The sequence below is a fragment of the Chordicoccus furentiruminis genome, from assembly GCF_019355395.1.
Classification (GTDB): Bacteria; Bacillota; Clostridia; order Lachnospirales; family Lachnospiraceae; genus Chordicoccus; species Chordicoccus furentiruminis.
This window is the reverse complement of record NZ_CP048829.1, coordinates 200928-221655: the sequence shown is the minus strand read 5'-3', so window position 1 is coordinate 221655 and position 20728 is coordinate 200928. Positions and strand designations below refer to the sequence as shown.

General features: G+C 58.4%; 17 protein-coding genes and 2 tRNA genes. All 19 read left to right on the top strand.

Annotated features, from left to right (window positions below; genetic code table 11):
• Nucleotides 1-22 precede the first annotated feature (22 nt).
• Nucleotides 23-772, top strand: a complete 750-nt coding sequence (locus G4C92_RS00980) for a CpsB/CapC family capsule biosynthesis tyrosine phosphatase (protein ID WP_274940770.1) — start codon at nt 23-25, stop codon at nt 770-772.
• Nucleotides 773-905: 133 nt separating this feature from the next.
• Nucleotides 906-977 (top strand) — tRNA-Arg (locus G4C92_RS00975).
• Nucleotides 978-1085: 108 nt separating this feature from the next.
• On the top strand, nt 1086-2246 hold the full coding sequence (locus G4C92_RS00970) for an SH3 domain-containing protein (RefSeq protein ID WP_274940769.1): 1161 nt from the start codon (nt 1086-1088) through the stop codon (nt 2244-2246).
• A 153-nt stretch (nt 2247-2399) separates the two neighbouring features.
• Nucleotides 2400-3422 (top strand): pseudouridine synthase, encoded by a 1023-nt coding sequence (locus G4C92_RS00965; RefSeq protein ID WP_274940768.1) that lies wholly within the window; start codon nt 2400-2402, stop codon nt 3420-3422.
• The gene (ligA, locus tag G4C92_RS00960) at nt 3419-5434 is read left to right on the top strand and encodes an NAD-dependent DNA ligase LigA (protein WP_274940767.1); all 2016 of its coding nucleotides are present in this window, start codon (nt 3419-3421) and stop codon (nt 5432-5434) included. The genes G4C92_RS00965 and ligA overlap by 4 nt, the downstream gene beginning before the upstream one ends.
• Nucleotides 5424-6377 (top strand): homoserine O-succinyltransferase, encoded by a 954-nt coding sequence (locus G4C92_RS00955; RefSeq protein WP_274940766.1) that lies wholly within the window; start codon nt 5424-5426, stop codon nt 6375-6377. Before ligA ends, G4C92_RS00955 begins: the two co-directional genes overlap by 11 nt.
• A 70-nt stretch (nt 6378-6447) precedes the next feature.
• Complete coding sequence (locus G4C92_RS00950) at nt 6448-7599, top strand: hypothetical protein (RefSeq protein WP_274940765.1); 1152 nt, start codon at nt 6448-6450, stop codon at nt 7597-7599.
• Between the two features lie 19 nt (nt 7600-7618).
• On the top strand, nt 7619-9388 hold the full coding sequence (argS, locus tag G4C92_RS00945) for an arginine--tRNA ligase (RefSeq protein WP_274940764.1): 1770 nt from the start codon (nt 7619-7621) through the stop codon (nt 9386-9388).
• Between the two features lie 9 nt (nt 9389-9397).
• Nucleotides 9398-10501, top strand: a complete 1104-nt coding sequence (locus G4C92_RS00940; RefSeq protein ID WP_274940763.1) for an N-acetylmuramoyl-L-alanine amidase family protein — start codon at nt 9398-9400, stop codon at nt 10499-10501.
• A gap of 53 nt (nt 10502-10554) precedes the next feature.
• Nucleotides 10555-12189, top strand: coding sequence for an HAD hydrolase-like protein (locus G4C92_RS14830; RefSeq protein WP_330654745.1), 1635 nt, complete (start codon nt 10555-10557; stop codon nt 12187-12189).
• Between the two features lie 196 nt (nt 12190-12385).
• Complete coding sequence (gene rpsB / locus G4C92_RS00925; protein WP_274940762.1) at nt 12386-13147, top strand: 30S ribosomal protein S2; 762 nt, start codon at nt 12386-12388, stop codon at nt 13145-13147.
• Between the two features lie 80 nt (nt 13148-13227).
• On the top strand, nt 13228-14160 hold the full coding sequence (gene tsf, locus G4C92_RS00920; protein ID WP_274940761.1) for a translation elongation factor Ts: 933 nt from the start codon (nt 13228-13230) through the stop codon (nt 14158-14160).
• 163 nt (nt 14161-14323) lie between these two features.
• Nucleotides 14324-15106: a ZIP family metal transporter gene (locus tag G4C92_RS00915; RefSeq protein WP_274940760.1), complete on the top strand. Its 783-nt coding sequence runs from the start codon at nt 14324-14326 to the stop codon at nt 15104-15106.
• Nucleotides 15107-15203: 97 nt separating this feature from the next.
• The gene (locus G4C92_RS00910; RefSeq protein WP_274940759.1) at nt 15204-16199 is read left to right on the top strand and encodes a Stealth CR1 domain-containing protein; all 996 of its coding nucleotides are present in this window, start codon (nt 15204-15206) and stop codon (nt 16197-16199) included.
• A 144-nt stretch (nt 16200-16343) separates the two neighbouring features.
• Nucleotides 16344-16415: transfer RNA gene (locus G4C92_RS00905), tRNA-Ala, on the top strand.
• A gap of 206 nt (nt 16416-16621) precedes the next feature.
• Nucleotides 16622-18052: an Ig-like domain-containing protein gene (locus G4C92_RS00900; RefSeq protein WP_274940758.1), complete on the top strand. Its 1431-nt coding sequence runs from the start codon at nt 16622-16624 to the stop codon at nt 18050-18052.
• A 23-nt stretch (nt 18053-18075) separates the two neighbouring features.
• Nucleotides 18076-18279 carry a PspC domain-containing protein gene (locus G4C92_RS00895; RefSeq protein WP_274940757.1) on the top strand — a complete coding sequence of 68 codons (204 nt, stop codon included), beginning with the start codon at nt 18076-18078 and terminating at the stop codon, nt 18277-18279.
• A gap of 76 nt (nt 18280-18355) precedes the next feature.
• The gene (mtnA, locus tag G4C92_RS00890; RefSeq protein ID WP_274940756.1) at nt 18356-19462 is read left to right on the top strand and encodes an S-methyl-5-thioribose-1-phosphate isomerase; all 1107 of its coding nucleotides are present in this window, start codon (nt 18356-18358) and stop codon (nt 19460-19462) included.
• 88 nt (nt 19463-19550) lie between these two features.
• On the top strand, nt 19551-20570 hold the full coding sequence (locus G4C92_RS00885) for an LCP family protein (protein WP_274940755.1): 1020 nt from the start codon (nt 19551-19553) through the stop codon (nt 20568-20570).
• Nucleotides 20571-20728 lie beyond the last annotated feature (158 nt).

Genomic DNA, 20728 nt, shown 5'->3' with positions numbered 1-20728 from the left:
CCTGTTTACGACGGGAACAGGAATGCGGCGGAGAGGAACGGTCGGGAAGATGGAGCGCTTTTTCGATATTCATACGCATATTCTCCCGGGAATGGACGACGGCTGCAGTACGCCGGAGGAGTCCCTGCAGGTTCTCGCGGAAGAGTTCGCTCAGGGTGCGGCCGGGCTGGTGGCGACGCCGCACTACTATCCGAAGGAGCCGGTCCGCGTCTTCCTTGAGAGAAGGGTGGAGGCCGCTCACCGTCTGTTCGAAGCGGTCACCGCGGAAGGAAACGCGGAACGGTACCGGGGACGGATTCATCTCGGCGCGGAGGTCTACTACAGCCGCGCTCTCGCCGCGGATCCGGATCTCGGGCTTCTCTGCGCCGGCCGTTCGGGGTACCTGCTTCTCGAAATGCCGTTCCAGCAGTGGTCGGGTCATATGCTGGATGATGTGGAGGAAATGCTCAGGGTCCGCGGACTCCGGATCGTCATCGCGCATCTCGAGCGGTATCTGAAGCTGACCGATGCGGAAAGCATCCGCCGTCTTCTGGACCTGGACGTCATCGTTCAGGTGAATGCGGGCAGCTTTCTCGATCCGCCGTCCCGCCGCCGGATGCTTCGCTGGCTGAGAGAAGGGACCGTTCAGGCAATCGGCAGCGACACGCACAATCCGAACCGCCGGCCTCCGAACATCGGGCCGGCGGCCGGCTTCATCCGGGAGGCGGGACTTGGAGAGGAGCTGGATGCGGTTTTTGCGATGAACGAAAGCATCTTTACGGGAAAGCGGTGATGGCTTCGGAAGCCGTTTTTGAGGGATTTGAATTTTGGGTTGAATCGTGTGCCGGGTCGTGCTATAATGCATTTTGTTGCACAGGCGATACGCTTTTTCCCGCGCCGCTTGCGTGTACGAACACTTAGATTATGCGTCTGTAGCTCAGTGGATAGAGCACCGGATTCCGGTTCCGGGTGCGCGGGTTCGACTCCTGTCAGACGCGTTCATGCCGCCTTTCCTCACCGGAAGGCGGTTTTGTTTTTCCGGAGAAACGGACGAAACAGGGGTGGCGGTCCTGTCAGGGGAGGGCAGCCGCAAGGAGGGTTGACAGATGAACAACTTCAGAGAATGGCTGTCGGACAATCTCAGGTATATTCTGCTGGCGGCCGGACTGCTCGTCGTTCTGGTTGGTTTGTTTTTCGGCGTACGGGTTGTGTCGAGGAATATGCGGGCCTCCCGTGAGGAGACTGCGTCCGGCGGATCCGTGCAGCTGACGGCCAACACCGTGACCGTGACGCCGACGGCGTCTCCCGCGGCCGTCTCATCGGCCGCTTCGGCAGCGGAGTCCGTCGCCGAAGCAGCGCCGCTGACAAAGGATGCGGTGCCTGCGGTCACGAAGCTGATGACACGCTACTACGAGGCAGTCGGATCGAAAGATGTCGCCGCGGTGAAAAAGCTGACGGATACGCTGCCGGAGGCGGAGGCCGCTAAGATTTCCTCTTCTTCCACAACCTATTCCGATGTCGAGGTGTACTCCAAGCCGGGAAAGACGGCGGACAGTTATGTCGTCTACACAAAGTACAACTATACGAACGCGGGCTCGGCGGCAATGCCCGGCCTGAGCCAGTCGTATGTACGGAAGGAAGCGGACGGACAGTACAAGATTGTTTTCTCGGATATCGATAAGACGACAGCAGATTATATCGATCAGGTGACGAAGGATCAGGACGTACAGGACCTGATCAGCGAGGTGAAGAAGGAGTACGAAAAGGCGGCGGCCGCCAGTAAAGCTGCCGCGGCCGCCGGCACGCCGCAGAGCGAAAGCAGCGTATCCGGGAGTGCCGGCGCTGCGTCCTCCGCGTCGGCGAACGGCGAAACCGATACGCAGACTGCGGACACGGGCAGTACAAGCCAGAGCGCGCCGCAGACGGATACGGACAATCAGGATGAAGATCAGCAGACTGCGGAAGAACAGGACACGGATGAGCAGGATGACGGTCAGGCGGCTGACGAAGGACAGGTTCTGCAGGAAGATACGGATGCCGGGAATGACAACGGAGAGGAAACCGGAACGGACGGGGGAACCCGGACGGGCACCATCCTCTCGACCGTGAACGTCCGGTCCGGTCCGGGCTTTGAGTACGAAGTGATCAGCGAGGTTGCCGGCGGAAGCACGGTGACGGTGGTCGGCGACAATGATAAAGGCTGGTGGCATGTCATCACGGATTCTGCGGAAGGGTATGTGGGACAAAGCTATATCAGCGTTTCCTGAGCCGGTGCGGTGAAACGGCCGCCCCGGATGAACCCGCACACGGAAGAGGCGGGCAGGGGAGAACCGCAAACACCGAAACCCGCGGTGTCTGCGGTTCCTTGCGTTTTACGCATCTGGAAGCAAACGGGAAGAAGACGGAGAAAGGACCGAGAGATGGAGAAGGAAGGCAAACGCCTTAACAAGTATATCAGCGACGCAGGCGCAGCCTCCCGCCGGGAAGCCGATCGTCTGATCGAGCAGGGAAAAGTACAGATCCGGCGGCGGTCGCGAAAGGATGAGCCCGAGCATCCGGCGGAAACCGCCTCCGTAGGCGACCGCGTATACCGGGGCGATACGGTTTATGTGGAGGGACGCGAGCTTCCGAAGAAGGAGGCGGACCGTGTCTATTTTCTTTACCATAAGCCGTGCGGCGTCGTCTGTACGATGAACCGGTCGGTGGAAGGCAATCTGGCTGACGAGACTGATGTGCCGCAGCGGGTCGTCTATGCCGGACGCCTCGACAAGGATTCCAGCGGGCTGATGATTCTGACGAACGACGGCGGACTCTCGGACCAGATCATGAGGGCTTCTCATTTTCATGAGAAGGAATATGTCGTGACCGTGAGCACCCCTGTGACGCCGGAATTTCTCGAACGGATGAGCCGCGGCGTCAAGATCCGCCTTGACGACGAGGCGACGCTGCGGAAGCATCCCGACGAACTCTGGGTCACGACGAGACCCTGCCGGGTGAAGCGCCTCGGCGAACGAAAATTCTCGATTACCCTCACGCAGGGATACAACCGTCAGATCCGGCGGATGTGCAGAGCGCTCGGCTACGGCGTTTCGGGTATCGAACGGATCCGGATCATGAATCTCAGGATCGGGAATCTTCCGTGCGGCGCGCTGCGTGAGATGACCGAAGAGGAGAAAGGCCAGCTTCTCGTGCTGGCCGGACAGGCTGAGCCGGATAAAAGCGGATCGGCCCGTCCGAAGAGAAAGGCCGGATGGGCTGTGGCGAAGCCTGACCGCTCTGACCGGAAACCGCGGAACGGATGGAAGGAAAGAAAAAGCGGAACGCAGTCCGCAGGACACGGCAAGGCAGCGGCGAGGCGCGGAGACTCCGCATACCCGGGGTCGAGCCGGGGAGCCGGAGGCAGGAGAAACCCGGAACGGGGACGGACGGGGAAGAGAGGATGACATTCGAGGAGTACGGGGAGACCGTCAGAAAGGTGAAGGCCTACAATGAGGCGTATGAAGCGGCTCATGAAAAGGTCACGGACTATGAATACGACAAACTGATGCAGTCGCTTAAGGAGGCCGAACAGGAGCACCCTGAATGGAGATCGGCGGATTCGCCGACCCAGACCGTGGGGGCGCCGGTACGCCGGAAAGCGGGCGTTACGGTCCGTCATGATGTTCCGATGCTCTCCATCGAGGACGTGTTCACGAAGGAAGAGGTGCTCGGATGGGTGCATGGTGTCCGTTCGCTTCATCCGGATGCGGTCTTTTCGGTAGAGCAGAAGATCGACGGACTGTCGATGTCCATCCGCTATCAGAGCGGCCGCATGACGCTGGCGGAAACGCGCGGCGACGGAGAGACGGGAGAGGATGTCACGCTGAACGCCGCAGTTATACCGGACGTCATCTCCAATCTGCCCGAGGATCCCGGACCGCTCGAGGTGCGGGGCGAGGTCTATATGACCTGGAAGGATTTTGACCGCGTGAACGAGAGGCAGGAACTGCTCGGAAAGCGGACCTTTGCGAACCCCCGCAACTGCGCGGCCGGTACGCTGAGACAGCTGAATCCGGCGATGACGAAGGAACGCGGACTATCGTTTTTTGTCTTCAATGTGCAGAGGGCGGACCGGGAGGATCTGACCGTATCCCATACGGCTGCGCTTTCGTTTCTGAGAGAACGGCTGGGAATGCACACGGTGCCCGGGACACTCTGCCGCACGGATGAGGAGATCATCGATGCGATCGACCGGATCGGGGAGCTGCGGGGGACGCTGGGCTACGATATTGACGGCGCGGTGGTGAAGATTGATCAGATTGCCTATCGCAGCGAGTTTCCGGCAGGGGCGAAGTACAGCGCCGGTCATATCGCCTACAAATACCCGCCCGAGGAAAAGCTGACGGTCGTCCGCGGAATTGAGGTTTCCGTCGGCATGACAGGGCGGCTGAATCCGACGGCTGTCTTTGACCCGGTGCGCCTCTGCGGAACGACAGTGAGCCGCGCCACCCTGCATAATCAGGATTTTATCGACCGGCTTCATATCGGCATCGGCGATACGGTGATCGTCTACAAGTCGGGGGAAATCATCCCGAAGATCCGCGCGTCCGTGCCGGATCTCCGTCCGGCTGGAACGAGGGATTTCCGTCTTCCGGATACCTGCCCGGTGTGCGGGCAGCCTGTGGTCCGCGAGGAGAATGCAGCCGACATCCGCTGCGTGAATCCGTCCTGTCCCGCACAGCTGGAGCGCCACCTCATCAATTTCGTGAGCCGCGACGCGATGGACATCAAGGGGCTGGGCGAGGAAAACATTCGTGCTCTGATCGCGGAAGGATACCTTTCGGACATTGCGGATATCTACGATCTCCGCGGGAAGCGGGACGAACTCATCGAGCGGGGGATTGTCGGCAAAGAGAAGAATACAGACAAGGTACTGGCATCCATCGAGGCTTCCAAACATCAGGAAGCGGACCGGCTCCTGACCGGACTTGCGATTCCAAACGTGGGAAAGACGTCGGCCAGAACGATTCTGAAGGCATTCGGAACGATGGACGCGCTGATGAACGCGTCCGTGGAGGAACTGACCGCTGTGCCGGATGTCGGCGGGGTGACAGCGAAGTCGGTCTGGGATTTCTTCCGGCGCGATGCCAACCGGGCGCTGATCCGCCGCCTGCGGGACGCTGGCCTCACCATGACGGAGGAAAACGCTGCGGCGGATGATTCTCTGGCCGGGCGGTCCTATGTGATCACCGGAGAGGTACATGTCTTCGGGAGCCGGAAGGAGCTGGGCGCGTTCATCGAGTCACGGGGCGGACGGCTCGCGGGGGCCGTGTCGAAGAAGACCGCCGCGCTTATCAACAATGATCCGGCGTCGGCATCAGGGAAGAACAAAAAGGCAAAGGAGCTTGGGATTCCGATCCTGACGGAAGAGGAGTTTCTTGCTTCTGTAAACGAGGGGGGCAGGCATGCCGGTTAAGATACCGAACCATCTTCCTGTGCGGGAGACATTGGAAAAGGAAAACATCTTTGTCATGGATGAGGACCGGGCTCTTCATCAGGACATCCGCCCGATCCGGATCTGTATTCTCAACCTGATGCCGCTGAAGGAGCAGACGGAGCTTCAGATCCTCCGGGAGCTGTCCAATACGCCGCTTCAGATCGACGTCACTTTTATGAAGACATCCACGCACGAATCGACGCACACATCGAAGAGCCATCTTGATACCTTCTATGAGACCTTCGAAGAATTGCGTGCCCGCCGTTTTGACGGAATGATCATCACAGGCGCGCCGGTGGAACTGAAAGAGTTCGAGGAGATCGATTACTGGGAAGAGCTGGAGCAGATCTTTTCATGGTGCAACACCCATGTGACATCGACCATCTACCTGTGCTGGGGAGCGCAGGCTGCGATGTACTATTACTACGGGCTTCCGAAGCGGCTCCTTCCGGGAGGAAAGAAGCTCTTCGGCATCTACGAAAACACGGTCTACAACCGCAAGACGCCGCTGGTGCGCGGCTTTGACGATGTCTTTCTGATGCCTCATTCGCGTTACACCGAGGTGGCCGTCGATGACATCGTGAACTGCGGGGAGCTGACGATTCTCGCGAAATCGGAGGAAGCCGGCGTTTCGATCTGCATGGCACAGAACGGACGGAAGATTTTCGTCTTCGGCCATCCGGAATACGGACGGATGCAGCTGCGGAACGAGTACGAGCGGGACCGGAAGAAGGGGCTCGATACCGCGATTCCCGAGCATTATTTCCCGGATGACGATCCGGGGAAACGGCCGCTGCTGACATGGCGCGCAGCCGCGAACAACCTGTACACCAACTGGCTGAACTACTACGTGTACCAATCGACACCTTTCAATCTTGACGGAACGCCATGGGGAGAAGAGCTTCCGGATAATTACAAATGACCTGCCGTCCGGCATCCGGGTCCGAAGGGGGACCCGGATACCGCGACCGGAGCAGGACAGGGATACCGACATGGCATTTGTCAAAGTTCTGATCAAGTTCACGAGCCCGACGGCCGCCGGCAATGTGGTCAGCGGCATGGCGCTCCGCCCGGAACTGCTGATTCTGGTAGGATACGGATCCTTCCTGACCGATACGATGCGCAACCGCTATAACCATTTCTTTCATCACAGGATGCTGGAAACCGTATTGGCGGATCCCGTCGGACTCGAGCCGATGATGGAGCCTGACATCGAGGTGCGGCTGCAGGAGCTGCTCACAAAGTACGCGCCGTATCAGCCCGTTCTCGATATCAGCGACGCAGACGCGCAGGAAACGCTTGCTCTGGGGACGGTGCTGCGCGGACATAAGGGATGGCAGCTGCCGATTCTGGATACCCGGATCCGCGAGAGTCTGTTTCTGCCTCTGAAAAACGCGGATCTGATCCGAAGGATCCCGTTTCCGGCGCTGACCGCCTCCGAGATGTCTTTTCTCCGGAACGGTACCTCCTTTGATGCGACAGCACCGGAACTGGCGGGCGAGGACTGCATTGTCCGTTCTGATCTGGACCGGACAGCGATCCGGCAGATTCGTACGATGATGAGACTCTACAGCGAGCAGCCCTCTCACTGGCGGGATGTGGCGATGAGGCTGGCGGAGTCGCCGGTCGGACAGAGCCGCGGACGCGTGGATTTCGTGCTTGACGCCAGAGAGCTGGGAATCCGGGATGAAATTCTGGAGGAGCTGGAGTGCGAGGGAATTGTGGAGCGGTTCGAGCGGCGCGGCGGGGTCATCCACCTGCGTTTTCCTTCGGCGCTGACGCTGCGGCTTTTCCTTCATATTGAACGGATGCCGGTTCTGAGCCTTTTTCTGATCGCGGCATTTGTCCGCGGATTCGGACGGACGGCGGCTTATCACGATCTGACGCTCAGACACTATACCTATGTGACCGGTATTCACCGATGCCTGCCCGTGATCATCGGACTTCTCGATGAAAAGGCCGGGCCGGAGCGTCTTTACCGCTTTGCCTGTGACGCGGACCGCTTCTTCGAGCGGCCCGTCAGGATGATCCTTGTGAGAGGCTCCGGCGTCGCGCTGGCCGACGGGATCCGGGATGCGGCGGAACTTCTCGGGATCGAGATCACAGATGCGAAACATCTTTCTGCAATACTGAAACCGAACTGACTGAGAGAGGACGATTCTGATGAACAAACTGACGGATATTCTTGATGAAGCGATGGGGGACGCGTTTGAAAGGGCCGGCTATGACCGGACGCTCGGACATGTAATGGTTTCCGACAGGCCGGATCTGGGGGAATATCAGTGCAACGGCGCGCTCGCTGCGGCGAAGACCTACCATAAGGCGCCGTTTCTGATCGCGGAGGATGTGGTGGCCGCCTTGACGGATTGCGCCGAGAGGCCGTTTACGGCGGAGGTGGTGAAGCCCGGATTCCTGAATCTCCGGGTGGCGCCGGCCTTTCTTGCGGATTATCTGAAGGAAATGGCGGCTGATCCGGATCTGGCGATTCAGAAGGTGGAAAAGCCGAAGAAGATCGTTCTCGATTACGGCGGACCGAACGTGGCAAAGCCGCTGCATGTGGGACATCTTCGTTCGGCGGTGATCGGCGAGTGTCTGAAGCGCCTCTGCCGGGCGGTCGGGGATGAAGTGCTGGCTGACGTGCATCTGGGAGACTGGGGTCTTCAGATGGGACTCATCATCACGGAGATGCGCCGCAGACATCCCGAGTTTCCGTATTTTTCGGAGGGAGCGGCGGAGTATCCGGAGGAGGCGCCGTTCACCATCTCGGATCTGGAGGAAATTTATCCTTTCGCTTCCGCCAAGTCGAAGGAGGACGACTCCTACAGAGAGGAAGCGCTTGAGGCAACCCATGAGCTTCAGGAAGGCCGTCCCGGATACCGCGCGCTCTGGAAGACGATTCTGGATCTTTCGGTAGCAGATCTGAAGCGAAATTACGCAAGGCTGAACGTGTCTTTCGACCTCTGGAAGTCCGAGTCCGATGCGCAGCCGTATATCCCGGCGATGATAGAAGATCTGAAGACCCGCGGCATCGCGCACTACGATCAGGGCGCGCTGGTCGTTGACGTAGAGGAGCCGACCGACCGCAGGAAAGTTCCCCCCTGCATCGTACTGAAATCGGACGGCGCTTCTCTTTACAGCACGACCGATATCGCGACAATCGTGGAACGGATGAAGCTGTTTCATCCGGATGAAATTATCTATGTGGTGGACAAGCGTCAGAGCATGCACTTCGTCCAGGTGTTCCGGACCGTCCGGAAGGCGGGCATTGTCGGAGAGGACACGCAGCTTGTCCATGTGGGATTCGGGACGATGAACGGAAAGGACGGCAAGCCCTTCAAGACGAGGGAAGGCGGCGTGATGCGGCTTTCCTCTCTCCTCGACGAGATTGAGGAGAAAATGAAGGAGAAGATAAAGGAGAACCGCAACGTCCGTACGGAAGATGCGGACAGGACCGCGGAGCAGGTTGCTCTCGCCGCCGTCAAGTACGGAGATCTCTCGAATCAGGCATCCAAGGACTATGTCTTCGATGTCGATAAATTTACGTCGTTTGAGGGAAATACGGGCCCGTATATCCTCTATACGATCGTCCGTATCAAGTCGATTCTCGAAAAAGCGGAAAAGGAAGGCATGCAGCCGGCTGACGATTCCCTGATTCTGCCGCCGGATGACAAGGTGACCAAGGCGCTGATGCTGGATCTTACCGATTTCGGAGCGATGATCCGGGAGGCTTATGAGGAACTGGCGCCGCACAGGATCTGCAGCTATATTTATCAGCTTTCCAACGATTTCAACCGGTTCTACCATGAGACGAAGATCCTTGCCGAACCGGATGACGCGAAGCGTGCTTCGTATATTGCCCTGCTGGATGTCACGAAGCGCGTACTGGAGAGGAGCATCCGGATTCTCGGCTTTGAAGCGCCGGATCATATGTGAGGACGGAACATGCGGAACAGGAGATCCAGAATCGTCCTGAAGCTGATCGCCGTGCTGATCCTTGCGGGAATCGTCGTTCTCGCCGGCTATGGGTATCGTTTCAGCAGGCAGCTTCGGACCCGGAAGAATACGGAGACGGCCGCTTCGACAACGGAAGGGGGACCGGGAACGGCGGACGCCCTGAACGGACGTTCGGATGCGGAGAACAGTGCTTCTGCGTCGGACAGCAGGCCGGCTTCCGAAGAAACATCAGACGGCACGGATCCCGATGAGGCGGCCCGGACCGGACAGATGCTGAGCGAACAGACGAAGGCGGCAAACCAGAAGAACGCGGAGATTCTGAAGGGCCTGATTTCAGCGGCCGTTCCGGATGTCAGCCGTTACGCCTCGGCTGTCCGGGGCGCGAAGAAGGGCGGCGCGAGCCGGGTCGTCTGTCTCGATCCGGCTCATCAGGCTTCGGAGATGACGGAGACGGAGGCCATCGGGCCGGGCCTTGACGAGCGATCACAGCAGATGACGGTGGGCGCACAGGGCGCAGCGACCGGAACATACGGGTATGAGATCAATCTGCAGATTGCGCTGAAGCTGCGGGAAGAGCTGCAGCGGAGAGGTTATACGGTCGTGATGACGAGAGAATCGAATGACGCGGAGCTGAGCGAGAAGCAGCGTACGCGGACGGCTTTTCTGTCCGGAGCGGATATCCTGGTTCACATCACTTCTGAGAGCAGTGAGGACACATCTCTAAGCGGCATTCAGGCTATCGAACCGACCTATGAGAGCCCATCGCTCTCGAACAGTCTGGTTTCTTCAAGCCAGGCGCTGGCGGAGGACCTGCTTGGCGCACTTGTCTCCCAGACCGGCCGTCCGTCTCTGGGGACAGCGGACGGTGACGGCCTCACCGAGATGAACTGGGCGGAGGTTCCGGTGACGACGATTGTGCTCGGCTATCTTTCCAACGCGGAGGACGAGCAGTTTCTGATCAGTGCGGCGGGCCAGAGTCAGACTGTGACAGGACTGGCGAACGGCATTGATGCGTGGTTCGCTTCCGGCGGCGCGGGAAAGACGGATCAGACGGCGGACACCGGAAGCGGAACGGAAGCGGCGGCGGGCTGACGCACAAGAAAGTGAAACTGCCGTGCGGACGGAGACAAAGGAAGGCTTGCGATATGTGGAATACGGTACTGTTTGATCTCGACGGAACGCTTACGGATTCCGGCGAAGGGATTATCAACTGCGTGGCCTACGCGCTGAAGAAGGAGTTTTCGATCGAGACGGAGCATCCTGAAGAACTCCGTGTCTTCGTGGGGCCTCCTCTGAAGGAGATGTTCATGGAATATGCGCATCTGAACGGGGCGGAGGCGGACCGGGCCGTAGCGGCGTACCGTGAACGCTATACTGCGAAAGGGATCTTTGAAAACAGGCTCTATGACGGGATCGCGCCGATGCTGTCGGCTCTCAGACAGCAGCATTTCACACTGGCTCTTGCCTCTTCAAAGCCGGAGCATTTCTGCAGGGAAATCCTGAGGTATTTCGGAATCGAAGGGTATTTCACGGAGGTGGTCGGCAGTGAGATGAACGGAGGCCGGACGAAGAAGGCGGATGTCATCGAAGAGGCCCTCAGGCGGCTGGGCATGTCGGAGCATCGGGATGAAGTTGTCATCGTCGGGGACCGGAGCTATGACATTGATGGCGCGGGACAGGCGGGGATTGCGTCGATCGGCGTCACGTACGGCTACGGGAGCCGGGCAGAGCTGGAAAAGGCATGGCCCGACTGCATCGTGGATACGCCTCAGGAAATTGTGAATGTGCTTATCGGTCAGGCCAGGGCGGAGACCCCATCCGGAGGAGAGAGGACAGCGGGCGGGACACGCGCAGCCGGCGAGGCGGAAGTGAGCGAAGCATCGGTTCCGGGAGACAGCGGGGATTGGTGCTGCTTCACGGATCCCGTTACAGGGAGGAGAAAAGACGCACGCAGAACCGGCGTCACACTGACAGGAGACGGGTCTGTTCTGTTCCGGATCTGGCGCGTGATCTATCCGCTTCTGCTGGATGAGTGTGTCAGCTATCTGATCGCGATGGCGGCCGCGGCTGTCATCGCGGTATCGCGGCACGGGATCGGTTATCAGGAGGCTTATCTGGCGAACGGACTCTGGATTACGGGACTGGCGGACGCGGTTCTGATTCCGGTCTTCTTCCTTCTGCTGAGAGGGGATGAACGGAGAAGGAGAGCCCGGGGAGAGAATTTCCGGATTCCGATCCGCCGCTCCTTCCCGCTGCCCCGCCTTCTTGAGGTGGCAGTCTACTCCATCTGCGTCAGCGAGACGATCGGCTTCTTCACCAGCATGATCCGTGTCGAGGATGATTCCTACCGTACGATCGAGCAGATTTTCGGGTCGTCGGGGCTGGCTGCGCAGGTGCTGGTTCTGGTGATCATCGGCCCTGTCATGGAAGAACTGCTGTTCCGGGGACTGATTTACAGACGGATCCGGGACTGCCTCGGCGTCGGGTGGGCCGCCGTCCTGAGCGGAATCTGCTTCGGGATCGCGCACGGCAATCTCACGCAGGGCGTCTATGCGGCGCTGTTCGGTATGGTGCTGGCTCTGATCTATGAGCATTTCGGGACGCTTCGCTCATCCGTGACGGCTCATATCGCGAACAATGCGTTTTCCGTCTTCGGCCCGATGTTCCTTCCGAATATGGACCCGGCGGCCTCCGGGCTTATGCTCTTCGCGTTTATGGTTCTGACGGCGGTGATCTCGATTCATCTGTTCGGTGAGAACGGACGGCCGAACGTGGTCTGAATGCGTGTGACGGATCAAAAAGCGTCTGCTGTCCGGTCTTGACGCCGTGACAGGCGGCATGGTAGAATAACGAAGTTGCGAAATAAGCACATATGTGGATTCCGGCATGGTGCCCCAGAAATCCCGTGAAAGTCGCGGGAGCGGTCTGTCGGAGGGAAACATATGGAAGAAAAACCACAGAACAAGGAGAAGTACAATGAGTGTGATTTCCATGAAGCAGCTGCTCGAAGCCGGCGTCCATTTCGGTCATCAGACCAGAAGATGGAATCCGAAAATGAAGCCGTACATTTACACGGAGCGCAACGGCATCTACATCATCGACCTCCAGAAGACGGTCGGTATGATCGATGATGCCTACAACGCGGTGGGCGACATTGCGGCCAAGGGCGGAAAGATTCTTTTCGTCGGAACGAAGAAGCAGGCGCAGGATGCGATCCGCACCGAGGCGACCCGCTGCGGCATGTATTATGTCAATGAGAGATGGCTTGGCGGTATGCTGACCAACTTCCGCACGATCCAGAGCCGGATCAAGAGAATGAAGGAAATCGAGGAGATGGCCGAGAACGGCACCTTTGATGTCCTGCCGAAGAAGGAAGTGCTCAATCTGAAGAAAGAGCACGAGAAGCTGGAGAAGAATCTCGGCGGTATCCGCGAGATGAAGAAGCTTCCGGACGCAATCTTTGTGGTCGACCCGAAGAAGGAACGTATCTGCGTGCAGGAAGCTCACGCTCTTCATATTCCGCTGATCGGTATCTGCGACACCAACTGCGATCCGGAGGAGCTGACATACGTGATCCCGGGCAACGACGACGCGATCCGTGCGGTTAAGCTCATTGTCTCCAGAATGGCGGACGCGGTCGTGGAAGCGAACCAGGGCCAGATGGAGGCTGATGCCTCCGACGTTCCGGCGGAAGGGTATGTGGCGTATCCGGATGAGGACGCGAAGGACGCCGAGTAACTGAAGATCATTCTTGTGCGGACGGACGATACGGAAACGCTTCATCCGTCCGTTCCATGCAAAGGAGGATACAGATAAAGATGGCTATTACGGCTGCACAGGTGAAGGAACTGCGCGAGATGAGCGGCGCCGGCATGATGGACTGCAAGAAGGCGCTGGTCGCGACGGACGGCGATATGGACAAGGCGATGGACTATCTCCGCGAGAACGGAATGGCCAAGGCGGCGAAGAAGGCAGGCCGCGTCGCCGCGGAAGGTCTCTGCGAAGGCATTGTCTCCGAGGACGGAAAGACGGCCGCGGTCGTCGAGGTGAACTCCGAGACCGACTTTGTCGCCCAGAACGAGAAATTCAAGGCATATGTGGACGAAGTTGCCCAGCAGGCCCTTGCGAGCAGTGCAAAGGATCTCGATGCTTTTATGGCTGAGCCCTGGAAGTTTGACGCTTCCAAGACCGTGGAGGAGGCTCTGGTCGCGGAGATCGCCGTGATCAGCGAGAACCTCAAGATCCGCCGGTTCGCGAAGGTGGAGGAGCCGAACGGCTTCGTTCAGTCCTATACGCACGCGGGCGGCAAGATCGTGGTGCTGGTCGATGTCGAGACGGATGTGATCAACGACGCGATCCGTGAGATGGCGAAGAACGTCGCCATGCAGGCGGCTGCGATGCGTCCGAAGTACAACACGCGCGCCGAGGTCGATCAGGAATACCTCGCGAAGGAGAAAGAAGTTCTTCTGGCAGCGGCAAAGAATGAGAAGCCGAATGCGAACGAGAAGATTCTGAACGGCATGGTGATGGGCCGCATCAACAAGGAGCTGGCCGAGATCTGCCTGATGGATCAGGTTTATGTCAAGGCCGAGGACGGCAAGCAGTCTGTTTCGAAGTACATCGCGCAGGTGGCGAAGGAAAATAACGCCAGGGTCACCGTGAAGGGCTTTGTCCGTTACGAGACCGGCGAAGGCATCGAGAAGAAGCAGGAGAACTTCGCGGAGGAAGTGGCGGCTCAGCGCAAGGCCTGAGCGGGACTTGCGGGAACCGGTGCATCCGGCCGAAAACAGACAATATGACCCCGGGCTCGTGCCGCCGCGCATATGCGGCGGTCCGGGCCCGGGGTTGTTCGGCTGGCAGAGAAATGGTATAGTCTCTTCAGAGCGGATATGAAAAAATTGAAGGGAGACGGATATGGATGTGACGATAGCCGGAGGCTTGCTGTTGCCTTTTCTAGGCACATCGGCGGGCGCTGCCTGCGTTTTCTTCATGAGACAGGAGCTTCGGCTTCGGACGGAGATTCTTTTGACCGGCTTCGCGGCCGGCGTGATGACGGCGGCTTCCGTCTGGAGTCTTCTGATCCCCGCGATGGAGCAGAGCAGCGGACTCGGACGCCTCTCTTTTCTTCCGGCTGTGGCGGGATTCTGGGGCGGCATTCTGTTCATGCTGCTGCTCGACAGTCTGATTCCTCATCTGCATCTGAACAGTGACCAGCCGGAAGGCGTCCGAAGCCGTCTGGCAAAGACGACGATGATGGTTCTCGCGGTGACACTGCATAATATTCCGGAAGGAATGGCCGTAGGAGCCGTATACGCCGGCTATCTGCTCGGGAACGGCAGCATGACGGCGGCCGCGGCGCTGACGCTGTCGCTGGGCATCGCGATCCAGAACTTTCCGGAAGGGGCAATCATTTCCATGCCGCTCCGCTCCGCCGGTGAACCGAAGGGGAAGGCTTTCCTCAACGGCGTTCTCTCCGGAATCGTGGAGCCGGCAGCCGCCGTCCTTACAATCGTGTTCGCGGATCTTCTTGTTCCGGTTCTGCCTGGGCTTCTCGGTTTTGCCGCCGGCGCCATGATCTATGTGGTTGTGGAGGAGATGGTTCCCGAGATGTCAGCGGGCGAGCATTCGAACCTCGGCGTGCTCTTTTTCTCTGTGGGCTTCACGCTGATGATGACGCTGGATGTGGCGCTCGGATAACCGGAAAGAGCAGGCCGGTACGAGGACGGAAAAACGACAGTCGAATCATCCAATGATCCGGCAGCAGACGATGGGAACAGGATTTGAAAGGAAAGCTATGAGCAGTACGGATATCGTGATCGCGTGGGTGGACGGAAACGATCCTGACTGGATCAGAAGGCGGGATGAGACGCGGCGGAGAATGAATCTCCCGCTTCATAACCGCGATGACGGTGTGCGCTTCCGCGACTGGGGCAGCCTTCCGTACCTGTTCCGCGGGATCGAGAAAAATATGCCTTGGGTACACCATGTTTTTCTTGTTACGGCGGATCAGTGCCCCGCGTGGCTGAACACGGACTGTCCCGACCTCACGCTGGTGCGGCACAGTGACTACATTCCTTCCGCCTATCTTCCGGCATTCAGCGCAAACCCGATTGAATTGAACTTTCATAGAATCCAGGGGCTTTCGGAACAGTTCATCTATTTCAACGATGACACGTTTGTGCTGAACCCCACCGTGCCGGAGGATTTTTTTCAGAACGGGAAACCCTGCGACATCGCGGCCATCAGTCCCCAGCCGATACACAGGGATGACATCCGGAATATCGAGATCAACAACCTGAAGGTGCTGAACGACCATTTCACGGTCGAGGATATCCGGCGGCACCGGAATCTCTGGATCCGACCCTTCACCTACGGTTCGCTGGCATGGAGGACTCTGCTGTTTATGAGATTCTCCACGATCATCGGACTGTTTGAGAGCCATCTTCCGACGTCTCATCTGAAAAGCAACTATGAAACGATCTGGAAGGAAGAACCGGAGATACTGGATGCGACATGCCGCCATCCGTTCCGTTCAAGAGAAGACGTGAATCAGTGGCTCATGAAGAACTGGATGCTGCTGGAGGGCAGGTTCGTCCCGCGCAAGGCTTCCTTCGGGCTCCTCACGGATACCGGAGACATCAGCGCCGTCCGGAAGCTTGTGCTTGAATCGGATTATAAGGTACTGTGCATCAATGACGGAAGCACGGACGCTTCATTTGAGAGAGACAGGGCAGCCGTCAATGATGCGCTTGCCCGAAAGTTTCCGGAGAAGAGCCGCTTCGAGCGCTGAAACGGGGAGGATGGTGCTTCGTCAATGAAGCAAGAATGGGGATGCCGTCTGCAGGACAGCGATGGTTTGAATATAAATAAAAACAATTTAATTGCAAGAATGACTTGCATTCTTCCTCTGTCGGAGTTATGATATCCAAGTCGCGGGGATGTGGCTCAGTGGGAGAGCGTTCGGTTCGCATCCGAAAGGTCGAGGGTTCAAATCCCTTCATCTCCACTCGGCAAGGCGCAGAAACGTATAGTTTCTGCGCCTGTTTTGTATTCCGGAATCTTTTCTGCGAGGTTCGTCAGCCCGGGAAAGAAGGCTCTTTTAAAGACCCGGCTGTCCTGACGGAAACTGGAATGCCGGGAAGGGTGGAAGAAAATGAACGGTCAGTGTATAATAAGCAGAGCAGACAGTGACTTTAACCGGAGGAACAGGTGATGAGGAGTGAGGACAGACGGACGGGTCATTTGTCCTTTGCGGGACGGTATGCCTGCTGCAGGAGCTTATGGCTGGGTATACTGATCCTTCTGCTTGCTGCAGCCGGCGGAGTCAAGGCGCAGGCGGCTGGTCAGACCATCGCATTTTCATCGAAAACCAAAACGACATGGGTCAGCGGAACGGTCGATCTGAAGGCGGATGTGATGCCGGCGGCGATGAGAAAAAGAAACCTCTCGTTCAAGAGCTCCAATCCCCGCGTGGCCTCTGTGGACCGGAACGGAAAGGTGACGGGACGGGCGGTGGGCCAGACCGTCATCACTGTGAAGGCCGCCGGGCAGAAGACCGCAGCGTCCTGCAGAATCAGTGTCCGGCCGTACCGTCCGGTTCAGTCGATCCGTTTCAGAACCGGAAGTGTGACGCTTACGGCCGGAAAAACGTTCAAACAGATGCCGGCCTTTACACCGGACAACGCTTCTGACAAGCGGATCAGACGCTGGACCAGTACGAACAGTTCAGTCGTCAGCGTCGACAGATTCGGAAGCCTGACAGCCCGGAAGCCGGGAACGGCCAGAATTCAGGCCGTGACGACGGATCATGCGAGGAACGCGTGGTATACCGTCCGGGTTACGGCTGCGCCCCGGAAAAGCACCGGTATCGGCACGAAGCTTTTCCGTATGCAGAAGCCGAAGATCGGCGGGACATCCTGCTCTATGCAGGACAGCTACATTGAGGGCGGCACCTATATCCAGTTCTGGACACCGGGCATCGTCCAGTTCTATAATCTCCGTACGGGACGTCTGCTCTCGGAGTATGCGCTCGGAAACGGATACAATCACTGTGCGGTAGCTTCGCCCGGTGCAAAAAAAGGCGGTTCCCAGTACGCCGACATGTATCTCGAATCGAACCGGAACGGTATCGTTTATGTAGACCGACTGGTCATGGGCCGGATCAGGACAGTTGAAAAGCTGAAGTTCCCGACGAGCGGCGCTGCGGGGTATAACGTCAAGCATGTTGTCGATGCGGGCAGCAACCGGATCATCGGCTTTGGCACGCTTCTTTCGGAAAAACGGAATGGGTCAGCCGGAAACCGGACTGTGATATCGGTCTGGGATCTACGAAAAAAAACGACAAACAAAGACGGAACGAAGACGCCGGCCTGCGTCCAAACGTTTCAGGTCGGATTCATCAACTTCATGCAGGGGGCGTGCTATTCCCGGGGAAAACTGTATATCCTTTCATCTGACTATGAAAAGCCGCACCGGTCAAAGGTCTATGCGATCAGTCTTTCCGGAAAAAAGATCGAGAAGGTGTATCAGGGGTTCCGTACGGAACTGAAGGACAATGAATGTGAGGGAGTCTGCATCGCGGACCGTCAGCTGTATGTATGCAACCGCTATTCGCTGTACCGCGTCTGCCGTATTCAGAATTGAACAGCAGGAAAGAAAGGAGAAATATGGATTACCACACAAAGAAGCTGTACAGGTCCGGAAGCAGCCGGAAGATCGCCGGAGTCTGCGGCGGAATCGCGGAATATTTTGATATTGATCCGACACTGGTGCGGGTTGCGTGGGTGCTGTTTTCCTGCCTCGGGGGATCCGGTCTGCTGGCGTACATCATCGCGGCGATCATCATCCCTGACGAAAGTCAGATCCATTGAGTGACCGGAGAAAAAGCGGAAATGCGGGCGGCCGGGACTTACGGTCCGGCCGCCGCCTTATGCGGAGGAGTGCGACATGAATACGAAACTGGACGAGTTCTTTGAGGAAGTCATCACGGTCAAATGGGGACCGGAGAAAAGGAGTGTTGATATCATCGATCAGACGCTGCTTCCGAATTCAATCCGCCGGATTCAGCTGGGCTCGAAGGAGGAAATATGGGAGGCGATCAGAAAGCTCAGAGTGAGAGGGGCGCCGGCGATCGGCGTATGCGCGGCCTACGGACTTGCGGTGCTGTCCGCTTCGATCAGCGCGGATGATTACGAGACGTTTTATCGTACGTTTAAAGAGATGAAAGATTACCTCGCCACATCCCGCCCGACAGCTGTCAATCTGTTCTGGGCGCTGGACCGGATGGACGCCTGCGTCCGGACCAATCGGGAGAAGAGCGTGGCTGAGATCAAAGAGGCGCTGTACCGCGAAGCGGAGGTGATCCGTGAGGAGGATGTGGCGATCAGCCGCAGTATCGGCGAGACCGGCTTCGGCATTCTGAAGACGCTGAAGAAGGAGGGGGAGCCATTAGGCATCATGACGCACTGCAACGCGGGCACGCTGGCGACCGCGAAGTACGGCACCGCCACGGCGCCGATGTATATGGCGCTGGAGCACGGCTGGTCCGGAAGCGATATGCATGTCTTCTGTGATGAGACGCGTCCGCTGCTGCAGGGCGCCCGGCTGACGGCCTTTGAGCTGGTTCATGCCGGGATCACGACTTCCGTGCAGTGCGACAATATGGCTTCGCTTCTTCTGAAATCCGGGAGGGTGAAGGTGATTTTCGTCGGGTGTGACCGGGTGGCGGCAAACGGAGACGCGGCCAACAAGATCGGAACATCCGGACTCGCCATCATCGCCCGCCATTACGGTATTCCGTTCTATGTCTGCGCCCCCAGTTCGACGATCGACATGAAGACGAAGGACGGAGAAGGCATCCCGATTGAGATGCGCGATCCCGGTGAAATCCGGGAGATGTGGTACAGGGAGCCGATGGCGCCGGCGGAGGCGGACACCTCCTTCAATCCGGCCTTTGACGTCACGGACCATCATCTGATTACAGGCATCATCACCGAGAAAGGGCTGTGCCACGCGCCCTATGACCGGGCGTTCGAGGCGCTTGGCATCCGGTAAGCGGCTTCGGTCTTCATGACGGGACAATCGATCAGAAGGACGACAGCCAGCATCGTCGGTCCGTGATCATGCAGGAGGAGAGATATAAATGGGAACATTCAATCGCAGCGGATGGCTCCGGGCTCAGGCAGCCTGCCTGCTCGGCTTTCTGCTCATCTTTCAGCTCGCGGCGCCGGCAGCCGCATCCGCGGATGCGGCTGTGCCGGAAGCGGAATCCGCGGAAATCAGCGCGGCGGAGACAGGATCCGCTGAAGAGGCCGCGGATTCGGGCGCAACGGCGGAGGAAGCCGCCCGGGCGATCCGCAGGCTGCTGGATCAGCCGCTGTTCGAAAAGGACGGGACCTGCAACATTCTGCTGATCGGTGCGGACCGGAGAGATCGTTCCTGGAACGGCAATTCCGACACCATGATGCTCGCATCGGTCAACCGTACGACGAAAACGATCCATCTGATGTCGTTCATGAGGGACCTCGCGGCGGACGTCGAGGGTCACGGTACAGAGAAGCTGAACGCCGCGTATGCCGTCGGAGGACCGGATCTGCTCGTTTCCACTATGGAGAAGAATTTCGGCGTACGCGTGGATCATTACGTGAGCGTGGATTTCTATTCGATGGCCGATGTGATCGATCAGCTGGGAGGTGTCTCCGTCACGGTTTCCGACGCGGAGGCAGAGGCGGCCAACGGACTGGTGGAAGGTATGGCGTCGGGTGAGGGCCTTACCTCTTACCGGACATATGACCATGGGGCCGGAACCTATGACGCGGACGGCCTGATGGCGGTGGCGTACGCGCGGATCCGCCATATCGGAAACGCGGATTATCAGCGCACGCAGCGCCAGAGGAACGTGATTGAGGAAGCGTTCAGCAAGGTGAAAACGCTGGAAGGCGATCAGCTGAGCCGTTTTCTGCGTCAGTCGATGAAGGAAGTTTCCCATGATTTCTCTGCCGGAGATCTCCTCTCGCTCAGCTCCATGCTGCCGGATCTCCTCACATACAAGATGGAGGAGGCCCGGGTTCCATTCGACGGACTTTACTCATCCAGCGGTGAAATGCTTGTTCCGGTTCAGCCGGATACGAACAGCCGGATCGAAGAGATTCTCGCTTCTTGATGATCAGTCCGCCCGCGTAAAGAAGCAGGTGCGCGCGATGGGCGCGTTCTGATCGGACGGCTTGGCCGGCCGGATTCCGGAAGACGGATCCGGCCGGATTTTTATCCGGCGCCGAAGCCGGAAGCGGACGGAACCGGACCGCTTTCCGGATGAACGGA